The sequence below is a fragment of the Isoptericola sp. NPDC019482 genome (assembly GCF_040632295.1).
Lineage (GTDB): Bacteria > Actinomycetota > Actinomycetes > Actinomycetales > Cellulomonadaceae > Isoptericola.
The window spans coordinates 240,357-258,735 of the sequence record NZ_JBEYBQ010000002.1; the positions used below are offsets into that span (position 1 = coordinate 240,357).

The 18,379-nt window shown below is 73.4% G+C and carries 18 protein-coding genes; 5 read left to right on the forward strand and 13 right to left on the reverse strand.

Translation table 11 applies throughout. From position 1 onward, the window contains the following. From leuS to ABZ493_RS03070, 6 genes are all read right to left on the reverse strand, one after another. Complete coding sequence (leuS, locus tag ABZ493_RS03045) at positions 1 to 2,958, reverse strand: leucine--tRNA ligase (RefSeq protein ID WP_430580702.1); 2,958 nt, start codon at positions 2,956 to 2,958, stop codon at positions 1 to 3. Between the two features lie 43 nt (positions 2,959 to 3,001). Further along, the gene (locus ABZ493_RS03050; RefSeq protein WP_430580703.1) at positions 3,002 to 3,670 is read right to left on the reverse strand and encodes a vitamin K epoxide reductase family protein; all 669 of its coding nucleotides are present in this window, start codon (positions 3,668 to 3,670) and stop codon (positions 3,002 to 3,004) included. Positions 3,671 to 3,732: 62 nt separating this feature from the next. Continuing rightward, positions 3,733 to 4,947 carry an MFS transporter gene (locus tag ABZ493_RS03055; protein WP_430580704.1) on the reverse strand — a complete coding sequence of 405 codons (1,215 nt, stop codon included), beginning with the start codon at positions 4,945 to 4,947 and terminating at the stop codon, positions 3,733 to 3,735. A gap of 90 nt (positions 4,948 to 5,037) precedes the next feature. Then, a complete protein-coding gene (locus ABZ493_RS03060; protein WP_430580705.1) occupies positions 5,038 to 5,763 on the reverse strand; it encodes a metal-dependent transcriptional regulator in 726 nt (241 codons plus the stop codon). A 41-nt stretch (positions 5,764 to 5,804) separates the two neighbouring features. After that, complete coding sequence (locus tag ABZ493_RS03065) at positions 5,805 to 7,493, reverse strand: metallophosphoesterase family protein (protein WP_430580706.1); 1,689 nt, start codon at positions 7,491 to 7,493, stop codon at positions 5,805 to 5,807. Positions 7,494 to 7,602: 109 nt separating this feature from the next. Continuing rightward, positions 7,603 to 9,165 carry an MFS transporter gene (locus tag ABZ493_RS03070; RefSeq protein ID WP_430580707.1) on the reverse strand — a complete coding sequence of 521 codons (1,563 nt, stop codon included), beginning with the start codon at positions 9,163 to 9,165 and terminating at the stop codon, positions 7,603 to 7,605. 112 nt (positions 9,166 to 9,277) lie between these two features. Between ABZ493_RS03070 and ABZ493_RS03075 the strand changes: the two genes are divergently transcribed. Further along, positions 9,278 to 9,832 (forward strand): TetR/AcrR family transcriptional regulator, encoded by a 555-nt coding sequence (locus tag ABZ493_RS03075; RefSeq protein WP_430580708.1) that lies wholly within the window; start codon positions 9,278 to 9,280, stop codon positions 9,830 to 9,832. 34 nt (positions 9,833 to 9,866) lie between these two features. Here the strand turns inward: ABZ493_RS03075 and ABZ493_RS03080 are convergent, their stop codons facing one another. After that, the gene (locus ABZ493_RS03080) at positions 9,867 to 10,871 is read right to left on the reverse strand and encodes a Ku protein (protein WP_430580709.1); all 1,005 of its coding nucleotides are present in this window, start codon (positions 10,869 to 10,871) and stop codon (positions 9,867 to 9,869) included. Positions 10,872 to 11,052: 181 nt separating this feature from the next. On the opposite strand from ABZ493_RS03080, the gene ABZ493_RS03085 reads away from it, so the two are divergent. Next, a complete protein-coding gene (locus tag ABZ493_RS03085) occupies positions 11,053 to 12,033 on the forward strand; it encodes a hypothetical protein (RefSeq protein WP_430580710.1) in 981 nt (326 codons plus the stop codon). Positions 12,034 to 12,050: 17 nt separating this feature from the next. On the opposite strand, the gene ABZ493_RS03090 is transcribed toward ABZ493_RS03085, so the two are convergent. The 3 genes from ABZ493_RS03090 to ABZ493_RS03100 are packed head-to-tail and all read right to left on the reverse strand — an operon-like array spanning position 12,051 to position 14,115. Further along, entirely contained in the window at positions 12,051 to 12,272 is a 222-nt protein-coding gene (locus ABZ493_RS03090) for an SCO4848 family membrane protein (protein ID WP_430548008.1), read from the reverse strand. A 41-nt stretch (positions 12,273 to 12,313) separates the two neighbouring features. Continuing rightward, positions 12,314 to 12,949, reverse strand: a complete 636-nt coding sequence (locus ABZ493_RS03095; RefSeq protein ID WP_430580711.1) for a response regulator transcription factor — start codon at positions 12,947 to 12,949, stop codon at positions 12,314 to 12,316. A 35-nt stretch (positions 12,950 to 12,984) separates the two neighbouring features. After that, on the reverse strand, positions 12,985 to 14,115 hold the full coding sequence (locus ABZ493_RS03100; protein WP_430580712.1) for a histidine kinase: 1,131 nt from the start codon (positions 14,113 to 14,115) through the stop codon (positions 12,985 to 12,987). 112 nt (positions 14,116 to 14,227) lie between these two features. Here ABZ493_RS03100 and ABZ493_RS03105 point away from each other — a divergent pair, with 112 nt between their 5' ends. After that, the gene (locus tag ABZ493_RS03105) at positions 14,228 to 15,187 is read left to right on the forward strand and encodes an ABC transporter ATP-binding protein (protein ID WP_430580713.1); all 960 of its coding nucleotides are present in this window, start codon (positions 14,228 to 14,230) and stop codon (positions 15,185 to 15,187) included. Then, positions 15,184 to 16,020 (forward strand): ABC transporter permease, encoded by an 837-nt coding sequence (locus ABZ493_RS03110; protein WP_430580714.1) that lies wholly within the window; start codon positions 15,184 to 15,186, stop codon positions 16,018 to 16,020. The genes ABZ493_RS03105 and ABZ493_RS03110 overlap by 4 nt, the downstream gene beginning before the upstream one ends. Before the next feature lie 4 nt (positions 16,021 to 16,024). Here the strand turns inward: ABZ493_RS03110 and ABZ493_RS03115 are convergent, their stop codons facing one another. From ABZ493_RS03115 to ABZ493_RS03125, 3 genes are all read right to left on the reverse strand, one after another. Next, positions 16,025 to 16,303: a glutaredoxin domain-containing protein gene (locus tag ABZ493_RS03115; RefSeq protein ID WP_430580715.1), complete on the reverse strand. Its 279-nt coding sequence runs from the start codon at positions 16,301 to 16,303 to the stop codon at positions 16,025 to 16,027. 24 nt (positions 16,304 to 16,327) lie between these two features. Continuing rightward, positions 16,328 to 17,104 (reverse strand): SDR family oxidoreductase, encoded by a 777-nt coding sequence (locus ABZ493_RS03120; protein WP_430580716.1) that lies wholly within the window; start codon positions 17,102 to 17,104, stop codon positions 16,328 to 16,330. Between the two features lie 83 nt (positions 17,105 to 17,187). Beyond that, positions 17,188 to 17,328 (reverse strand): hypothetical protein, encoded by a 141-nt coding sequence (locus ABZ493_RS03125; RefSeq protein WP_430580717.1) that lies wholly within the window; start codon positions 17,326 to 17,328, stop codon positions 17,188 to 17,190. Between the two features lie 21 nt (positions 17,329 to 17,349). Between ABZ493_RS03125 and ABZ493_RS03130 the strand changes: the two genes are divergently transcribed. After that, a complete protein-coding gene (locus ABZ493_RS03130) occupies positions 17,350 to 18,291 on the forward strand; it encodes a toll/interleukin-1 receptor domain-containing protein (RefSeq protein ID WP_430580718.1) in 942 nt (313 codons plus the stop codon). The last annotated feature ends 88 nt before the right edge of the window (positions 18,292 to 18,379 follow it).

Sequence of the window (18,379 nt, forward strand, 5' to 3'; positions counted from 1 at the left end):
TCAGACGACGATGTTGACGAGCTTCGGCGCGCGCACGATCACCTTGCGCACCGGCGCCCCGTCGATGGCGCGGACCACGTTCGGCTCCGCCAGGGCGGCGGCCTCCAGGTCGGCGTCCGAGATGGACGGCGCCACCTCGAGGCGGCCGCGCACCTTGCCCTTGACCTGCACGACGCACGTCACCGTGTCCTCGACGAGGTACTGCTCGTCGGCGGTCGGGAACGGCTCGCGCGCCAGCGAGCCGTCGTGCCCGAGCCGCTGCCACAGCTCCTCCGCGATGTGCGGCGCGATGGGCGCGACCATCAGCACCAGTGGCTCGACCGCCGCGCGCGGCACCCGGTCCAGCGAGGTGAGGTGGTTGTTGTACGTGATGAGCTTCGCGATCGCCGTGTTGGGCCGCATGTGCTCCATCTCGACCCGCACGTCCGCGATCGCCCGGTGCATCGCGCGCAGCGTGGCGGTGTCGGGCTCGTCGTCGGTCGCGACGAGCGCGCCCGTCTCCTCGTCCACGACGTTGCGCCACAGCCGCTGCAGGAAGCGCTGCGACCCGACGACGGCGCGCGTCTCCCACGGCCGCGACAGGTCCAGCGGGCCCATCGACATCTCGTACACGCGGAACGTGTCGGCGCCGTACTGCTCGTACATCTCGTCCGGCGTGACGACGTTCTTCAGGGACTTGCCCATCTTCCCGTACTCACGGTTGACGGGCTCGCCGCGGTACGTGAAGCCGGCCTGCTCGTCGCCCTCGACCTCGCCGGCCGGCACGTAGGCGCCGCGGGCGTCCGTGTAGGCGTACGCCTGGATGTACCCCTGGTTGAACAGCTTGCCGAACGGCTCCAGCGAGGAGACGTAGCCCAGGTCGAGCAGCACCTTGTGCCAGAACCGCGCGTACAGCAGGTGCAGCACCGCGTGCTCGACGCCGCCGACGTACAGGTCGACGCCGCCGGCGGGACCGGACGTCGCGTTGTGCTTGGGCCCCAGCCAGTACGACTCGAGCTCCGGGTCGACGACGGCGGTGCCCTTCGCAGGGCCGTCGGTCGAGTCCGTCGGGTCCAGGTAGCGCAGGTAGTACCAGCACGACCCGGCCCAGTTGGGCATCGTGTTGGTGTCGCGGCGGTACTGCTTCGGGCCGTCGCCCAGGTCCAGGGTGACGTGCACCCACTCGTCGTTGCGGCCCAGCGGGGCCTCGGGCGACGAGTCGGCGTCGTCGGGCTCGAAGGTGCGCGGCGCGTAGTCCGGCACGTCCGGCAGGTCGACGGGCAGCATGTCGGCCGGGATCGCGACCGGGCGGTCGTTCTCATCCCACAGGATCGGGAACGGCTCGCCCCAGTAGCGCTGCCGGCTGAACAACCAGTCGCGCAGCCGGTACGTGGTCGTCCCCTCGCCGGCGCCGCGGGCGCTCAGCCACGTGACGATCTTCGCCTTGGCCTCGGCGACGCCCAGCCCGTCCAGGCTGATCTCGTCGTTGGACGAGTTCACCGCCACGCCGTCGCCCGTGTACGCGCCGGCGAAGTCGTCCGGCAGCCCGCCCGCGGGCTCGACGGTGCGGATCACGGGCAGCTCGAACGCCTCGGCGAAGTCGAAGTCGCGCTGGTCGCCGCCGGGCACCGCCATGATCGCGCCGGTGCCGTAGCCCATCAGCACGTAGTCGGCCGTGAACACGGGGACCGTCGCCCCGTTGACCGGGTTGATCGCCAGGTGCCCGGTGAACACGCCGGTCTTCTTGCCGGCGTCGGCCTGCCGCTCGACGGCGGTCTTCGCGGCGGCCTCGCGGCGGTACGCGGCGACGGCCTCGACGGGCGTCGCGTGCCCGCCGGTCCAGACGTCGCGGGTGCCGTCGGGCCAGGCCGCGGGGACCTCGTCCAGCAGCGGGTGCTCGGGCGCCACGACCATGAACGTCGCGCCGAACAGCGTGTCCGGGCGGGTGGTGAACACCTCGACCTGCGCGCCCGCGCCGGCCGCGTCGTAGTCGGCGGTGCCGACGACGTCGAACCGGACGTTCGCGCCGGTGGAGCGCCCGATCCAGTTGCGCTGCATCGACTTGACCTTCTCCGGCCAGTCGATGAGCTCCAGGTCGTCGGTCAGGCGGTCCGCGTAGGCGGTGATCCGCATCTTCCACTGCCGCAGGGACTTCTGGAAGACGGGCATGTTGCCGCGCTCGGAGCGGCCGTCGGCCGTGACCTCCTCGTTGGCCAGCACGGTGCCCAGGCCGGGCGCCCAGTTGACGGGCGACTCGTCGACGTAGGCCAGGCGCTGCGCGTCCAGCACGTCGCGCCGCTCGTCGTCGGACAGCGCCGCCCAGACCGCCCCGCCGGCGTTGTCGCCGTCGTGTCCGGGGACGGCGCGCGCGCCCGACTCCAGCGCGGCACGCAGCTCGCTGATGCGGCGGGCGCGACCCTTGCCGCCGTCGGCCTCGGCGTCGTACCAGGAGTCGAAGATCTGCAGGAAGATCCACTGCGTCCAGCGCACGTACTCGGGGTCGATCGTCGCGAACGTGCGCCGCGAGTCGTGCGCCAGGCCCATGCGGCGCAGCTGGCGCTTCATGGTGACGATATTCTGCTCGGTGGTGGTGCGCGGGTGCTGCCCCGTCTGCACCGCGTACTGCTCGGCGGGCAGGCCGAACGCGTCGTAGCCCAGCGCGTGCAGCACGTTGTCGCCGCACATCATGCGGAAACGACCGACGACGTCGGTGGCGATGTAACCCAGCGGGTGCCCGACGTGCAGCCCCGCCCCCGAGGGGTACGGGAACATGTCCATGATGAAGAACGGCTTGCCGGCCGCGTTCCGACCGTCGCCGTCCGTGAGCGCCCCCGACGGGTTCGCCGCCCAGAAGGTGCCCCGCTCCTCCCAGAGGTCCTGCCAGCGCTCCTCGACCTGCTGCGCGAGAGCGGGCGTGTAACGGTGGGCGGGCTCCGTGGGAGCCTCGGATCGGGACGGTGCGGTGTCGGGCGTGCTCACCCGGCGAGTCTACCGGCCGGGACCGCGCGTCCCGGCCGGATATTCACACCCCGAACGACTCCACGAGCGGTCCCCCGACGGCCAGCAGCAGCCAGCCGACGGCGACGACGTAGCCGATGATCAGGACCAGGCCGCGGTTGCGCACGACGGCGCGGCGCAGCCCGTCGCTCGCGGGCAGGTGGCCCTCCTGCACGGCGTGCACCACCTGGAACCACAGCAGCGGCCACAGGATCGTCCAGACGACCATGCAGGCCGGGCACAGCCGCACCAGCGCGTAGAAGCTCGACCACATGAGGAAGAAGATCAGCAGCTGCGCGAGCACCGTCACCGCGAGCAGCGACCGGTGGTACCAGCGCGGCAGCCGGGCGCCCGCGAGCAGCACCACGCCGGTCGTGATCACCACGGGGAACGCCGCGACCCCGATGTAGGGGTTCGGGAAGCCGAGCAGCGTGCCCTGCCAGGACATCATCGCGACACCGCAGTCCAGGAAGACGTTGAAGCTGCAGCTCGTCACCCGGTTCGGGTCGAGCAGCTTGAGGTACTCCTCGATCGCCAGCCACGACGCCGCCCCGAAGCCGATGCCGCCCAGCACGGTCAGCAGCATGCCGTAGGTGCGGGCGGTGAGGCCCCGCGGGCCTGACGCGGGCACGGCCTCCCCCGCGGCGTCGTCGGGGAGGTCGTCCTGGGTCGCGTCGCGCACGCTCGGGCTCACGGGCGCGACCGTACCGCACGTTCCTGGGGAGGGGCCCGCGGCAGCAGAGGGCCGGGTGCAGGTCAGCCGGCGTGCGGCACCCGCTGGCGGCCGAACGCCAGCACCATCGCCAGGCCGACCAGCGTCAGGGCCAGCCCCACCCACGCCGGCGCGAGGTAGCCGTAGCCGCCGGCGATGACGAGGCCGCCGAAGAACGCGCCGCTCGCGTTGCCGATGTTGAGGGCGGAGTGGCACAGGGCCGCGCCGAGGGACTGCGCGCGCGGCGAGAGGTCCATGAGGCGCGTCTGCATCGCCAGGCCGAGGGTCTGCGACGTGACGGCCAGCAGGAACAGCCCGACGACGGCGCCCACCGGCGACGTCCCGACCAGCGCGAACAGCACCAGCGACAGCGCGGTCGCGACGAACCCGCCGATCACCGTGCGCAGCACGTTCCGGTCCACCAGCCTGCCGCCCAGCAGCGTGCCGACGGTCATGCCGACGCCGAACACGGCGAGCACCCAGGGCACGGCGCTCTCGGACATGCCCGCCACCTTGGTGACGGTGGGCGCGACGTAGGTGTAGACGGCGAACAGGCCGCCGAACCCGATCGCCCCGGCCGCGAACGAGATCCACAGCGGGCCGTTGCGCAGGGTGGACAGCTCCTGCCGGACGCTGGAGTCCACCGGTCCGCGCTCGGGCACGAAGCGCCAGATTCCGAGCAGGGTCACGGCGCCGAGCAGCCCGATGACGACGAACGCGGCACGCCAGCCGAGGCTCTGACCCACCGCCGTGGACACCGGAACCCCGACGACGTTCGCGACCGTCAGGCCGGTCATCATCATCGAGACGGCATGGCCGCGACGCCCCGGTCCGGCGACGGCGGCGCCGACCGCGGCGCCGACGCCGAAGAAGGCGCCGTGCGGGAGCCCGGCCAGGAACCGCCCGGCGATCAGCCACTCGATCGACGGCGCCGCCGCCGACAGCACGTTGGCCACGGTGTAGAAGCCCATGAGGGCGAGCAGCAGCCGCTTGCGGGACATGCGCGCGGCGGCGACGGTCAGCAGCGGGGCGCCCACCACGACGCCGACGGCGTACGCGGTGATCGCGTGCCCCACGACCGGGTCGCTGACCCCGAGGCCCGCGCCGATCTGCGGCAGCAGGCCCATGGTGGCGAACTCGGTGGTGCCGATCGTGAACCCGCCGACGGCGAGCGCGAACAGCGCGGCCCCGACGTGCTCGGGCCGGGGCGCGCGTGCGGAGGCGCCGGCGGGATGCGTGGACGCGGTGGTCGAGGTCACGCCTCTCCCTTGCTGGTCGTATCGTTTCGACGGGAGGGCGGGACGACGGTGCGCCGTCCAGCGCTCACGTCGTCGGGGAACCGGGACAGCCTACGCGCGGACCACCCAGATGCGCGACGCCGCCAGCAGCCCGAGGTCCACCGTGACCTCGCGGCCGTCCGCCTCCCAGGCCACTCCGACCGTCCCGGCGAACTCCCGGCGCGACGTCAGCCGCACCGGCAGGTCCAGGTCGATGCCGAGGTCCGCGAGGTACCGCAGCGCCTCGGGGTCGGCATCGGAGATCCGGGCGACCACTCCCCTGGCGCCGGCCTCGAGGTCCACCAGCGGCACCGCCTCGGGGCGCACCACGCGCCCGTCGGCGAACGGGATCGGGTCGCCGTGCGGGTCGCGCTCGGGGTGACCGAGGCGCGTGGAGATGCGTTCCACCAGCCGGTCGGACACGGCGTGCTCCAGCACCTCGGCCTCGTCGTGCACCTCGTCCCACGCGTACCCGAGGTCGCGCACCAGCCACGTCTCCAGCAGCCGGTGCCGCCGCACCATCACCAGCGCGTAGCGCCGGCCCAGCTCGGTGAGCCAGACGCCGCCGTAGGGTTCGTGGCCCAGCAGTCCCTGCGTCGTGAGGCGGCGCACCGTCTCGGAGACCGTCGACGGGCCGACGCCGAGCCGGTCCGCCAGCAGCCCGGTCGTGACCTTCTCGTCCGACCACTCCTGCGCCGACCAGACCGCCTTGAGATAGTCCTGGGCGACGGGGGTGAGCTCGTCGGGGTCGACGGGCTGCTCCGGTGAGATGGCGGCGGGTGAGGTGGGTTCGGGCACGCTCCGAGCCTATCGGGGCACCGGTCCCGGTCGCCCGGACGCTACGACCCGAGCGCCTCGTCGGCCGGCGGGACGACGTCGGGCACCGGCTCCCGCTCGCCCACCGTCGCCGTGCCGTCGGGAGTCACGCTCACGACCTGCACGTCGAGCATCCGCCGCGTCGCGGGGTCGAACCGCAGCACCGTCATCTCGGCCGTGCCGTGCAGCGGCCCGACGGTGGGCTGGTTGGGCGCGGCGCCGGCCGTGGACCCGTTGACGTACCGGATGCCCTGGCCCACCTGCTCCGGCCCGGACCGGCTGTGCGTGTGGCCGGAGACCTGGAACGGCACGCACCCGGTGTCCAGCGCGTCGAGGCCCACGGCCGGCGTGTGGATCAGCAGCAGGTCGACGCCGCCACGGTCCTCGCAGGCGGTCGTGGCGAGGTCGGCCGCCTGCTGCTCCGGGGTGCGCTCCCGCGCCACGTTCGTGCCGACGCCGACGCGCGTCTCCAGGGCGTCGCGGTCACCGAGGATGCGCACCCCCTCGACCTCGAGCACGTCGCCGTCGAGGATCTTCTGGCCGTGCGCGGCCTCCTGGTCCGACGTGACCTGCGAGTCGTGGTTGCCGTCCGACACCACCATCGGCACGCCGCGCGGCACGGCCGACGCGAACGAGTCGACGCAGACCTTCTCCACCGAGGTGCCGTTCATCGTCGTGTCGCCCGCGTTGAGCACGACGTCGGCACCCGAGCGCTCGATGGTCGTGCGGATCAGCGGCGTCATCCCGGTGTTGCAGTGCAGGTCGGAGATGACGACGAACGTCACCGGCTCGTCCTCGCCGCTACCGCTCGGCACGGCGCGCGGCGGCGCGACCGGCGCGGTGGCCTCGGCCGGGGCCGGCGAGGCGAACTGGGTCCCCGCCGCGGTCACGGACGCCGCCGCCTCGGAGGCGAGCCGGGCGTCCCAGGCGGCCGACAGGTCGTCGTCCGCGCTCGCGTAGAACTCCTCGTTGTCCTCGTACAGCTTCACGAGCTGCCCGCCGTAGGTGTCGATGACGCCGGCGAGACGACCGGTGATCCGCGCGCCCTCCAGCGCGGTCCCGGCGAAGACCGGCGACGCGGGCTGCCCCTGGGCGGCGCTGCCGGCGGCCCCCGACGACACCGTCGTCACGACGAGCGCCACGATCGCCACCCCGGCGGTGAGCTCCCCCGTCCGCGGGGCCATCGCGTCGGCGAGCTCGCGCCGTCGTCCCGGCCCCAGCAGCCACCGCACGGCGAACCCGAGGACGACCAGCACGGCGGCCGCGCCCAGCGACCGCCACAGGGCGTTCTCGACGAGCCCCAGGGCGACGCTGCGGACGGCGACGTCCGGGCTGGAGAAGAACTGCAGGTAGCTCTCCAGGTCCTGGCTCAGCGCGGTGAGGGTGTTGGCCGCGCCGACCGTCGTCAGGTCGGCGGGGATCTCCTTGACCACCACGTCCACGCCGAGCCCGAGCGGGAGCGGCGAGTCGATCTCCAGGGTGCCCAGCGGACCGAGGTCGACCACCACGAGGCTGTCGTTCGTCACCGAGTACACGGCCTCGTGCGGCCCGAACCCGAGCTCCACGGTCGCGGTGCTCACCCCGAACACCAGACAGGCCAGGGCCGCCGTCACCCCCGCGAGGGTCCAGCGCACCCAGCGCGGCGGGGTCCGGCGGGCGCGCGGGCGACGCGCGCCGTCCGCCGGCATGGGCTCGTCGTGCTGGTCGCTCATCGCCACCACCCTCGCCGAACGACGACGGCGGCGCCACCGTCCTCGCCGGTGGCGCCGCCGTCGCGGGTGTGACGCCGCCCTCACGGACGACGCGCGTCAGGAGCGCGGGTCAGGAGCGCACGTCCCGCAACGTCGTCAGGGCGATCCCGGCCGCGACCAGCACGGCGGCGAAGCCGATCGCGGACGTCACGACGACGCCGCTGCCGAATGCCGCGTGCGCCGAGTCCAGCAGGGCCTGCGCCTGCCCGGCGGGCAGGTCGGCCGCGACGCTCGTCGCGCCGCCTAGCGTCTCCGCCGCCGAGGCCGCGTCCGCGGCGGGCACGCCCGACGGCACGACGACGTTCGCGTGGTACGACCCGGTGAGGATCCCGCCGAGGACGGCGGTGCCCAGCACCGCGCCGACCTCGTACGCGGTCTCGGAGATCGCCGAGGCCGCGCCCGCCTTGGCCGCGGGCACCGTCGAGACGATGAGGTCGTTCGACACGGTCTCGGCCGAGCCGACGCCGATCGCCAGGACGACGAACGCGAGCCCGAGCCATCCGGCCTCGCCGCGCCCCGCGACGAGCGCGGTGACGAGGTAGCCGACGGCGGACAGGGCCAGCCCGGCGGCGACGACGTGCGAGGGCCGCACGCGACGCACGACCTTCACCACGGCCAGCCCCGCGACGACCATCGCCACGGTGCCCGGCAGGAGCACGAGGCCGGCCTGCACGGGCGACAGCCCGATGACGAGCTGCAGGTCCTGCGACACGAAGAACAGGAAGCCGACCAGCGAGAACACCGACAGCAGGTTCACCAGCACGCTGCCCGTGAACGCGGGCACGGCGAACAGCCGCACGTCGAGCATCGGGTTGCGGCGGCGCAGCTGGCGGCGCACGAAGAGCACGCCCATGAGCAGTCCGACGGCGATCGCGGCGATCCCCAGGGAGGGCAGCGCGCCCTTGGCGAGCGTCTTGATACCGAACACCACCGGGGTCATCGCGGCCATGACCAGGACGATCGACACCGGGTCGATCGGGCCCGGCGCCGGGTCGCGCGACTCGGGCACGAAGACCGGCGCGAGCACGAGCAGCAGGGCCAGCACCGGCACCGCGAGGAGGAACACGGAGCCCCACCAGAAGTGCTCGAGCAGCACGCCGCCGACGATCGGCCCCACGGCCGAGCCGGCCGCGAAGCCCGCGGCCCAGATCGCGATGGCGAGGCGGCGCTCGTCGCGGTCGGTGAACACGTTGCGCAGCAGCGACAGCGTGGACGGCATGAGCATCGCGCCGAAGAAGCCGAGGCCGGCGCGGGCGGCGATGAGGGCGCCCGCCGTCGGCGCGAAGGCCGCGACGGCGGACACGACGGCGAAGCCGACGGCCCCGATCAGGAGCAGGCGGCGTCGGCCGACGCGGTCCGCGACGGAGCCCATCGGCACGAGGAGGCCAGCGAGCACGAGCGGGTACACGTCGACGATCCACAGCAGCTGCGTGCCGCCCGGGGCGAGCGACTCCGAGATCTGCGGCAGGGCGAAGCTGAGGACCGTGTTGTCGATCGAGACGAGCAGCACCGGCAGCATCAGCACGGCGAGGGCCGCCCAGCGGCGTCCGGCGCCGGCGGGGCGACCGGGGGCGAGGCGGCTCGCGGCCGTGGCTGAGGAGGTGGGGTGCGTCGTCACCTGGGTCTGAACCATGACTGAACCTGAGGTGCCTTTCACACGCTGCGGACGGCCGGGGCGACATGGTGATGCCGAACTTCCGCACCGTCCAGCCGGTACAGTAACACCCCGCCACTAGGCTGTCGACATGCCCCCTCCCCCCGCCGCCCGAGCCAAGGTCCTGCGCGCGTTCGCCGAGCTCCTCGTCGAGTCCGGGGAGCGCGCCGCGACGCTCGAGGCGGTCGCCGAGCGCGCCGGCGTCTCCAAGGGCGGCCTGCTCTACCACTTCCCCTCGAAGGACGCCCTCGTCGACGGGCTCCTCGACCACCTGGGCGAGCTCACCGCCACCGACGTCGAGACGATGCGCGGCGCGCCCGAGGGCGCCGCCGACTACCTCCTGCGCACGTCGACGGTCATCGACGGCGACTTCGGCGTGCTCTACCTCGCGGTCTCACGCCTGGCGCAGGGCCCCTACCCCCGAGCCCGGGACGTCCTCGACGCGGCGCAGGCCGCCTGGACCGAGGCGGTGCGGGAGGAGGTCGGCGACCCGGTGCTCGCCCGCGCCGTCTCCCTCATGGGCGAGGGGCTCTACGCGCTCGCGTCGTTCGGCGCGAGCAGCCTCGACGACGGCGACATCGACGAGCTCCTCGTCCTCGTGCGCGAGGCCGCCGCGGCACGCTCCTCGGGGCGCACGCCGGCCTGACGCCGCGGCCGTCGTCGGACGTCGACCGGGCGGCTCAGCCCGTCTTGCGCTCCGGCGCCTTCGACGACGACTTCTTGGCGGGGGCCTTCTTCGCCGGAGCCTTCTTGGTGGATGACGTCTTCGCGGACGACGTCTTCGCGGAGGACGACTTCGCGGTCGACGACGCGCCGGACTTCTTCGCCGCCGGCTTCTTGGCCGGGGCCTTCCTCGCCGGAGCCTTCTCCTCGGACGCGTCCTTCGAGCTCCCCTTCGCCCCGCCCTTCGACCCCGAGACGCTGCGCCGCAGAGCCTCCATGAGGTCGATGACGTCGGCGTCCTCCTTCTCCGGCTGCTCGCCGAACGTCTCGGACGTGTCGAGCGCGTCGCCCTGCTCGATCTTGGCGTCGATGAGCTGGCGCAGCTGCACCTGGTACTCGTCCTCGTACTCCTCGGGCGCGAAGTCGGCCTCGTAGCTCGCGACGAGCTGGCCCGACATCGCCAGCTCCTTGTCCGAGACCGTGACCGACCCGTCGAGGGACGGGAAGGCGGCCTCGCGCACCTCGTCGGCCCACAGCAGGGTCTGCATGACGAGCACCTCGTCGCGCACGCGCATCGCCGCCAGCCGCGTGCGCTGGCGCAGCGCGAACTTCACGATCGCGGTGCGGTCCGTCTCCTCCAGCGTGCGCCGCAGCAGCACGTACGCCTTGGGGCTCTTGGAGTCCGGCTCGAGATAGTAGGTGCGGTCCAGCATGATCGGGTCGATCTGGTCGCTCGGCACGAACTCGACGACCTCGATCTCCCGGTTCGCCTCCGCCGGCAGCGCCCCGAAGTCGTCCTTGGTGAGCACCACGGTCCGCTCGCCGTCGTCGTAGGCGCGGTCGATGTGCTGGTACGGCACCTCCTCGCCGTCCAGCTCGCACACGCGCCGGTAGCGGATGCGCCCGCCGTCGGCGTCGTGCACCTGGTGCAGCGGCACGTCGTGGTCCTCGGTCGCGCTGTACAGCTTGACCGGCACGTTGACGAGGCCGAACGTCACGGCGCCCTTCCAGATCGCCCTCATGTGACCATCGTCACGCGACCTGCGGATACGCGCCAGGGCACACCGCCCCGCGCCCGCCCTCGGCGCTCCCCTCGTGACCGCGCGCCGCCCGGCATAGCGTGGCGAGGAGGACGGCTCGACACGCACCCGAGACCCCGATCGACGGGGATCGACGGGATCGACGGGGAATCGAGGACTGACCATGTACCGGAGACGCCCAGGACGGGCGGCGGCCCTCGCCCTCGCCGCCGCGGCACTGGTCGCCGTCGCGGCGACGCCCGCGACCGTCGCCGCGCCCGCGACCCCGCCGCAGCACCGCGCGCTGCCGGACCGGGTCGAGCTGCCCGACGGGTTCCTCCCCGAGGGCATCGCCACCGGCGTCGGCCCGTGGGCCTGGTTCGGGTCCCGCGCCGACGGCGACATCTACCGCGCGAACCTCGTCACGGGCGAGGGCGAGGTCGTGAGCGAGGGCCCCGGCACGCCGTCGGTCGGCCTCAAGGTCGACCGACGCGGCCGCCTCTTCGTCGCGGGCGGGCCGTCGGGCTCCGCGCGCGTCGTCGACGCCCGTTCGGGCGAGGTCCTGGCCGACTACGCGCTCGCCACCGCACCCAGCTTCGTCAACGACGTCGTGCTCACCCGCGACGCCGCGTGGTTCACCGACTCGCAGCGGGCGGTGCTGTACCGGCTGCCCCTCGGCCGGCACGGCGCACTGCCCGACGCCGCCGAGACCGTGCCGCTCTCCGGCGCGTGGGAGCAGGTCGAGGGGTTCAACGCCAACGGCATCACCGCCACGCCCGACGGCCGCGGGCTGCTGGTCGTGAACTCGACGACCGGCGCGCTGCACCGCGTCGACCCCGCCACGGGCGAGACGACGGTCGTGGACCTCGCGTCGCGGGACGGCGACGCCTCGCTCACGAACGGCGACGGCATGCTGCTGGAGGGCCGGACCCTCTACGTCGTGCGCAACCAGCTGAACCTGGTGGCCGTGGTCCGTCTGGACCGCAGCGGGACGCGCGGCACGGTGACCGGCGAGCTCTCGGACGAGGGCTTCGACGTCCCGACCACGGTGGCCGCCTTCGCGGGCGGGCTGTACCTGCCGAACGCCCGGTTCACGACGCCGCAGGAGCCGACGACCGAGTTCTGGGTGACGCGCGTCGAGCCCCGGCAGCACCACGGACGCTGAGGGGCGTCCGCCCGGGGTCAGCCGACCAGGCCGAGCACGCCCACGACGCCGACGAGCAGGGCGAGCAGCATCGAGACGCCGACCAGCACGGCGTGCACGGTGAAGAACCGGGTGGGGCGCCCGGCGGCGTCGCGGGCGCGCGGATCCTTGGTCACGCGGCGCCAGAAGGACGGCCACACGGCCAGGTTCCACAGGGCGGCGACGAGCAGGACGACGGACCAGACGACGGGGATCTCCACGGCGTCGAGTATCGGCCACCACCCGGCCGGCGACGAAACCCTCAGGCCAGCAGGCCGCCCTGCAGCGCCAGGAGCACGGCCCGGGTGCGGTCCTTGGCGCCGAGCTTGAGCAGCACGTTCGACACGTGGTTCTTCACGGTGCCCTCCGCCAGGTACAGGGCGTCCGCGATCTCGCGGTTCGACCAGCCCTGGGCCATGAGGCGCAGCACCTCCCGTTCCCGCCCGGTGAGCTCCGCCGGGACGACGTCCGCCGGCGCCGGACCCGAGCGGACCGCCCGCAGCAGCCGAGCCGTCACCGCAGGCTGCACCAGGGTGTCCCCCGCGGCCAGGGTCCGCACCGCGTCGGCGAGCTGCTCCAGGGTCACGTCCTTGAGCAGGTAGCCCCGCGCCCCTGCCTGCAGCGCGCGCAGCACGAGCGCGTCGTCGTCGAACGTCGTCAGGACGAGGACGGCGACCTCCAACCCCTCGTCGCGCAGCGCCTCCAGCGCCCAGATCCCGTCGCGGCCGGGCATCCGCAGGTCGAGCAGCAGCACGTCGGGCTCGTGCTCCCGGACCGCGTCGACCGCCGTCGCGCCGTCGTCCGCCTCCGCGACGACGTCGATGCCGCCCGCGATCTCCAGCAGGCTGCGGATGCCGTGCCGCACCAGCGTCTGGTCGTCGGCGAGCGCGAGGCGCACCCTGCCTCGGGTCCCGTCGGACGCCGGGCCCGCCGTCACGACGCCGCCCGCGGGGCGAGGCGCGCCCGCACCGTGAACCCCGCCGACGCGTCGAACGTGGCGCCGCCCCCCAGGGCCTCGGCCCGCTCGACGATGCCCGCGAGCCCGTGCCCGATCCGGACCGGCTCCGAGCCGAGGCCGTCGTCGCGGGCGACGAGGGTCAGCGCGCCGTCGTCGTCCGCCGCGACCTCGATCCGCAGCACCGTCGCCATCTCGGCGTGCCGCACCGCGTTGGTCACGACCTCCTGGGTGACGCGGACCAGGGCCGCCGTCTGCTCCTCGTCCGCGACGACGTCCTCGGCGACGTGCACCTCGACCCGCGGCGACGGGACGGCCGCGGCGACGGCGTCCAGGGCGTCGCGCAGGTCGGGCGCGCGACGGCGCAGCTCACCCACGGTGGCGCGGACGTCGCCGAGGAGCTCGCGCGCCACGGTGCGGGCGCGCTCCACGTGCTCCGCCCCGCGCTCGCCCGGAAGGTGGGCCGCGGACTCCAGCTCGAGGGTGAGGACGGTGAGCTGGTGGCCGATGAGGTCGTGCAGCTCGCGGGAGATGCGCAGCCGCTCCGACGCGCGCGTGGCCTCCTCCCCGAGCACCGCCGCGGCCGCGAGCTCGGCGTGCGCGACGGTGAGCTCGGTGCGCATGCGCTGCTCCCGCTGCAGGGCGACGCTGATCGCCGCGCTCGCCACCTGGAGCAGCAGGTAGAGCCCCAGGGACAGCAGGATCTCGAACGCGCGGACCTCGCCGGGCGCGAGCAGGTACGACAGGAGCAGCGAACCCGTGTTGACGGCGATCACGGCGACCGTCGCGCCCACCGGTGCGACGTACGTGCTGAGCGCCGCGCCGAACACGAGCAGGATCGGCAGCCAGCCGATCCCCGGCACCGTCACCACGAGCGCGCCGGTCAGGAGCGTCTGCGCCGCGAGCGCCGCGAGCGTGCGACGGGTGCGCGGAGGGCCGAGGACCGTGACCACCGTGGTGGCGAACCAGGCGGCGGCGAGCAGGACCCATGCAAGGAGCGGCACGAGCATCCGGTCCGGCTCCGCCACGAAGGGCACGGGCACGACGACCGCCAGGCAGACGACGAGGATCGTCAGCCCGGACGTCTCCTCGGGTCCCAGCCGGCGCACGGCACCACGCTAACCGGCCGCGCGCTGCGGGCGCCCGTGCCGGAAGTCATGGGTGCAGGTCATGACCGGCGGCACGCGCGACGACGCGCGCCGCGTCCCTAGCGTCGTCGGCATGACCGCACTCGTGGCGCAGCACCTGCGCAAGACGTACCGCAGCCGGCGGCGCGGCGAGCCGCCCGTCGTCGCCGTCGACGACGTCAGCCTGTCGGTGGGGCCCGGCGAGGTGGCCGGCGTGCTCGGCCGCAACGGCGCCGGCAAGTCCACCACGGTGGAGCTCCTGGCCGGCGCCCGGGGCCCGGACTCCGGGCGGGTGCGGGTGCTCGGGCTCGACCCGCGTGCGGACCGCGGGCGGGTGCGCGGCGTCCTCGGCGTCCAGCTGCAGGGCGCGTACCTGCACGGCGCGCTGACCGTGCGGGAGCTCGTGCGCCTGTACCGGTCCTTCTACCCGCGCGGTGTGGACCCCGACCAGCTGGTCGAGCGGGTCGGGCTGGGGACCTCGCGCGACGTCCGCTTCGAGAAGCTGTCGGGCGGGCAGCAGCAGCGGGTCTCGGTCGCGCTGGCCCTCGTGGGCGCGCCGCGGGCCGTGATCCTCGACGAGCTCACGACCGGCCTGGACCCCGAGGCGCGGCGCAGCATGTGGTCGCTGGTCGAGGACCTGCGGGCCGACGGCGTCACGGTGCTGCTCGTCAGCCACCTCATGGAGGAGGTGGAGCGGCTGTGCGACCACGTGACGATCCTCGACGCCGGGCGCGTCGTCGCGCGCGGCACCACCGCCGAGCTGGTCGACCGGGCGGGGCTGCGGCCCGCCGTCACCCTCCGCACCGACGACCCGACCGCCGCCGACCTCCTCGCCCGGCTGCCCGCCGTCGAGCACGTCGACGCCGCCGGCCCGCGGCTCGCCGTCACCGGCGTGGCGGCCGGGCCCGACGACCCGCGCCGCGGCGACCTGCTGCACGAGGTGGGCGCGGCGCTCGCCGCCGCGGGCGTCGTCGCCACCGAGACGCAGCTGCGCCGTCCGACCCTCGACGACGCGTTCCTCGCCCTCACCGGAAGCCCCCTGGAGGCCTCGTGACCACCGCCCGCCCGACCAGCCGAGACGACCTGCCACGCGTGCTGGAGCTGCCCGAGCCGGGCGCGCCGCCGCGCACGGTGCGACCGGGGGCGGGCGCGTGGCTCGCGCTCACGGTCGCCGAGGCCCGGATGGTGGCCCGCGACACCGCCGGGCTCGTGGTCCCGCTGGGCATGCCGCTGCTCGTCCTCGTGATGAACGGGCTGTCCCCCGGCCTGGACCAGGTGGTCCCCGGGACGGGCGGGCGCACCGCGCTGGACGTCTACGTCCTCCCGCTGACCCTGACGATGGTGGTGGCGACGGTCGGGGTGATCAACATGCCGAGCTTCCTCGCCTACTACCGCCGCACGGGGATCCTCAAGCGCCTCGGCGTCACCCCCGCGTCCCCGGCGATGGTGCTCGGCGCGCAGGCCTTCGTCGGGGTGGCACAGATCCTGCTGGGCATCGCCCTGGCGCTCGGCGTCGCCTTCGTGTGGCTCGGGGCGTCGCCGCCGACCGACCCGTGGGTGGCAGCGGGCGTGCTTGGGCTGGCGATCGCCGCGATGTACGCGGTCGGGATGCTCGTGGCCGCCGTCGCGCCGACGCCGGGGTCTGCGGTGGCGATCGGCCTCGTCGCCTTCTTCGCCCTCGGCGCGCTCGGCGGGCTGTTCGGGCCCCGGGAGAACCTCCCCGACGCGCTCGCCGCGCTCGGCGGCTGGCTCCCCTTCGGCGCCGCCATCGACGCGCTCGGCGCGGCGTGGGCCGGCGTCGCGGTGCCGGGGTCCGCACTCGTCGGGCTCGGCGCGACCACCGTCGTCGCGGGCGGTGCGGCCGCCGCGTGGTTCCGCTGGGAGTGAGCCGTCAGAGGCCGACGGCCTCGAGCTTCGCCGTGAGCTCGGCGTCGGTGGGCTCGACGAAGAACTCGCCGTCGGGGAAGACCACGACGGGGATGTTCTTGCGGCCGCTGATCGCCTCGGCGTCGTCGGACCGGGTGGGATCGGCGACGAGGTCCACGTTCACGTACTCCACGCCGCGGGAGTCGAGCACACGCTTGGCACGGCGGCAGTCGCCGCACCACGTGGCCCCGTACATGGTGAGGGTCGCGGGGCGGCGGATGTCGGTGGTGGTGTCGGCGGTCATGCGCTGCACCATACCCCCACCGGGTTAGTGGATCGAGAATCCGCCGTCCACGAAGAGCGACTGTCCCGTCACATAGCCGGAGGCCTGGCTCGCGAGGAAGACCGCCGCCCCCGCGAAGTCCTCGGCAAGCCCGTTGCGGCCCACCATCGTGCGGGCCGCGAGCGCCTCGACGCGCGCCGGGTCGGACTGCAGCCGGGCGTTCAGCGGCGTGAGGACGAAGCCCGGCACGAGCGTGTTCGCCGTGACGCCGCGGGACGACCAGGCCTCGGCCTGCGAGCGGGCCAGCGACTCCAGGCCGCCCTTGGACACCCCGTAGACGCCGGACTGCACGAACGCGCGGTGCGCCTGCTGGGACGACACGTGGATCAGCCGGCCGTACCCGCGCTCGGCCATGCCCGGACCGAACCGCTGTCCGAGCAGGTACGGCGCCTCGAGGTTGACCGCCATGGTGGCGTCCCAGGTCGCGTCGTCCGTCTCGCCCAGCGGCGGTCGCAGGTTGATCCCCGCTGAGCTCACCACGACGTCGGGCTCGCCGTACACGGCGGCGACCTCCTCGGCCGCGGCCCGCACGCCGGCCCGCGAGCTCAGGTCGGCGCTGACCCGGTCGACCGTGCAGCCGTCCGCGCGCAGCTCCGCGACCGTGGCGTCCAGCTCCGCCTCCCGCCGCGCTACGACGACGACCCGGGCGCCCGCTCGGGCCAGCGCCCCCGCGATCGCGCGGCCGATGCCGGAGCTGCCCCCGGTCACCAGGGCGACCCGGCCGTCGAGGGAGAACAGGGAGGAGAGATACGCGTCGGTCACGCGCTTACCCTGCCACGCCCGGTCGTCGTGTCTGGTCGTCTGGCGACGGCAGCTCTGGGCTCCGCCGTCGAACGGACGGCGAGTCAGAGACCGCCGACGACCGCGAAGTAGATCAACGGCAGAGAGTTCGAGAGCAGGGCGACGGCCGCGAGAACCCCGAGCATCAGCGCCAGGATCTTCCAGAGCGCCACCCTCTTCGGCGCAGGACGCGGGTTCGTCGTCATGCGCGGCACACTATCGGCGACGTGAAAACGACAAAGGTGTTCCTGAGCTGGTCACTGGACCTCTCAAAGTCGGTGGCCGGTGAGCTGTATCGGTTCTTGAAGGGCATCTTCGACCCCAACGTCGAACTGTTCCTGTCGGAAGAAGACATTGAGGTCGGTGACCGCGGGCAGGAGCGCATCGCGGAGGAACTTGCGGACACGAGCGTCGGCATCATCGTGGTCACTCGCGAGAACTGGAGCCGGCCGTGGCTCAACTTCGAGGCGGGGGCGCTGAGCAAGGCCGTCGGCGGACAGAAGTCGCGAGTGATCCCCCTGCTCGTTGACCTCCAGGGGTCGGAGATCAAGGGACCGCTCACCAACTTCCAGTATGTCCTCTGGAACCGCGCGGATGTGGGCAAGCTCATCAAGACCCTGAACGGGTTCGTCGGTGTGGATCCTGGCATCGTCGAGCGCCGGCTCGACAGTGAGTGGCCGACCTTCAATGAAGAAGTCAACAGGCTGATCGGGATGGTGCCCGTCGATGACGAGGAGAAGCGGACGCCGGAGGACAAGCTAGAGGAGGTGTTGGAACTTGTCCGCGCGATCCACCGCAACGTGCCAGTCCAACGCACCGCGCAGGCCGACCTGCGGGTCGCCGGAATTGGCGCCTCGAGCCCATTCGCATCCCGCTCATTCACATCCCACCCATTCACGTCCCACCCGTTCACGAGCGGAGCCATCCAGGAGGTCAACGCCGAGGGCGACAGGCTCGTTAAGTGGGCGACGACGGAGCTGATGACCATGGGGCTCACGCCTCGCGCGGTGAGCTGGGACAGCGAGAGTCGCCAGCTGGTGCATCAGGTTCAGGAGGAGGGCCTGACGCCCCTTCAAGTTGAAGAATTCCGCCGTCGCGCAGCGGCCGTGAACGCGATGGGAGTCTTGCTGGGCTCCGACGAGCCGATGCCCGGGCGGGAGGAGGCCTAGGTGTACCCGGCCAAGAGGTTGGTGCCAGTTCCGGTTGTCGAAGGGAGGACCCCCGGGCTTAGTGGAGATGTCTGACGTCTTCACCAGT

Coding starts and splice junctions, on each gene's coding strand:
- ABZ493_RS03070 (WP_430580707.1), bottom strand. CDS start 9,165: ATGGTTCAGACCCAGGTGACGACGCACCCCACCTCCTCAGCCACGGCC.
- ABZ493_RS03085 (WP_430580710.1), top strand. CDS start 11,053: ATGTACCGGAGACGCCCAGGACGGGCGGCGGCCCTCGCCCTCGCCGCC.
- ABZ493_RS03105 (WP_430580713.1), top strand. CDS start 14,228: ATGACCGCACTCGTGGCGCAGCACCTGCGCAAGACGTACCGCAGCCGG.
- ABZ493_RS03080 (WP_430580709.1), bottom strand. CDS start 10,871: ATGAGGGCGATCTGGAAGGGCGCCGTGACGTTCGGCCTCGTCAACGTG.
- ABZ493_RS03115 (WP_430580715.1), bottom strand. CDS start 16,303: ATGACCGCCGACACCACCACCGACATCCGCCGCCCCGCGACCCTCACC.
- ABZ493_RS03125 (WP_430580717.1), bottom strand. CDS start 17,328: ATGACGACGAACCCGCGTCCTGCGCCGAAGAGGGTGGCGCTCTGGAAG.
- ABZ493_RS03075 (WP_430580708.1), top strand. CDS start 9,278: ATGCCCCCTCCCCCCGCCGCCCGAGCCAAGGTCCTGCGCGCGTTCGCC.
- ABZ493_RS03065 (WP_430580706.1), bottom strand. CDS start 7,493: ATGAGCGACCAGCACGACGAGCCCATGCCGGCGGACGGCGCGCGTCGC.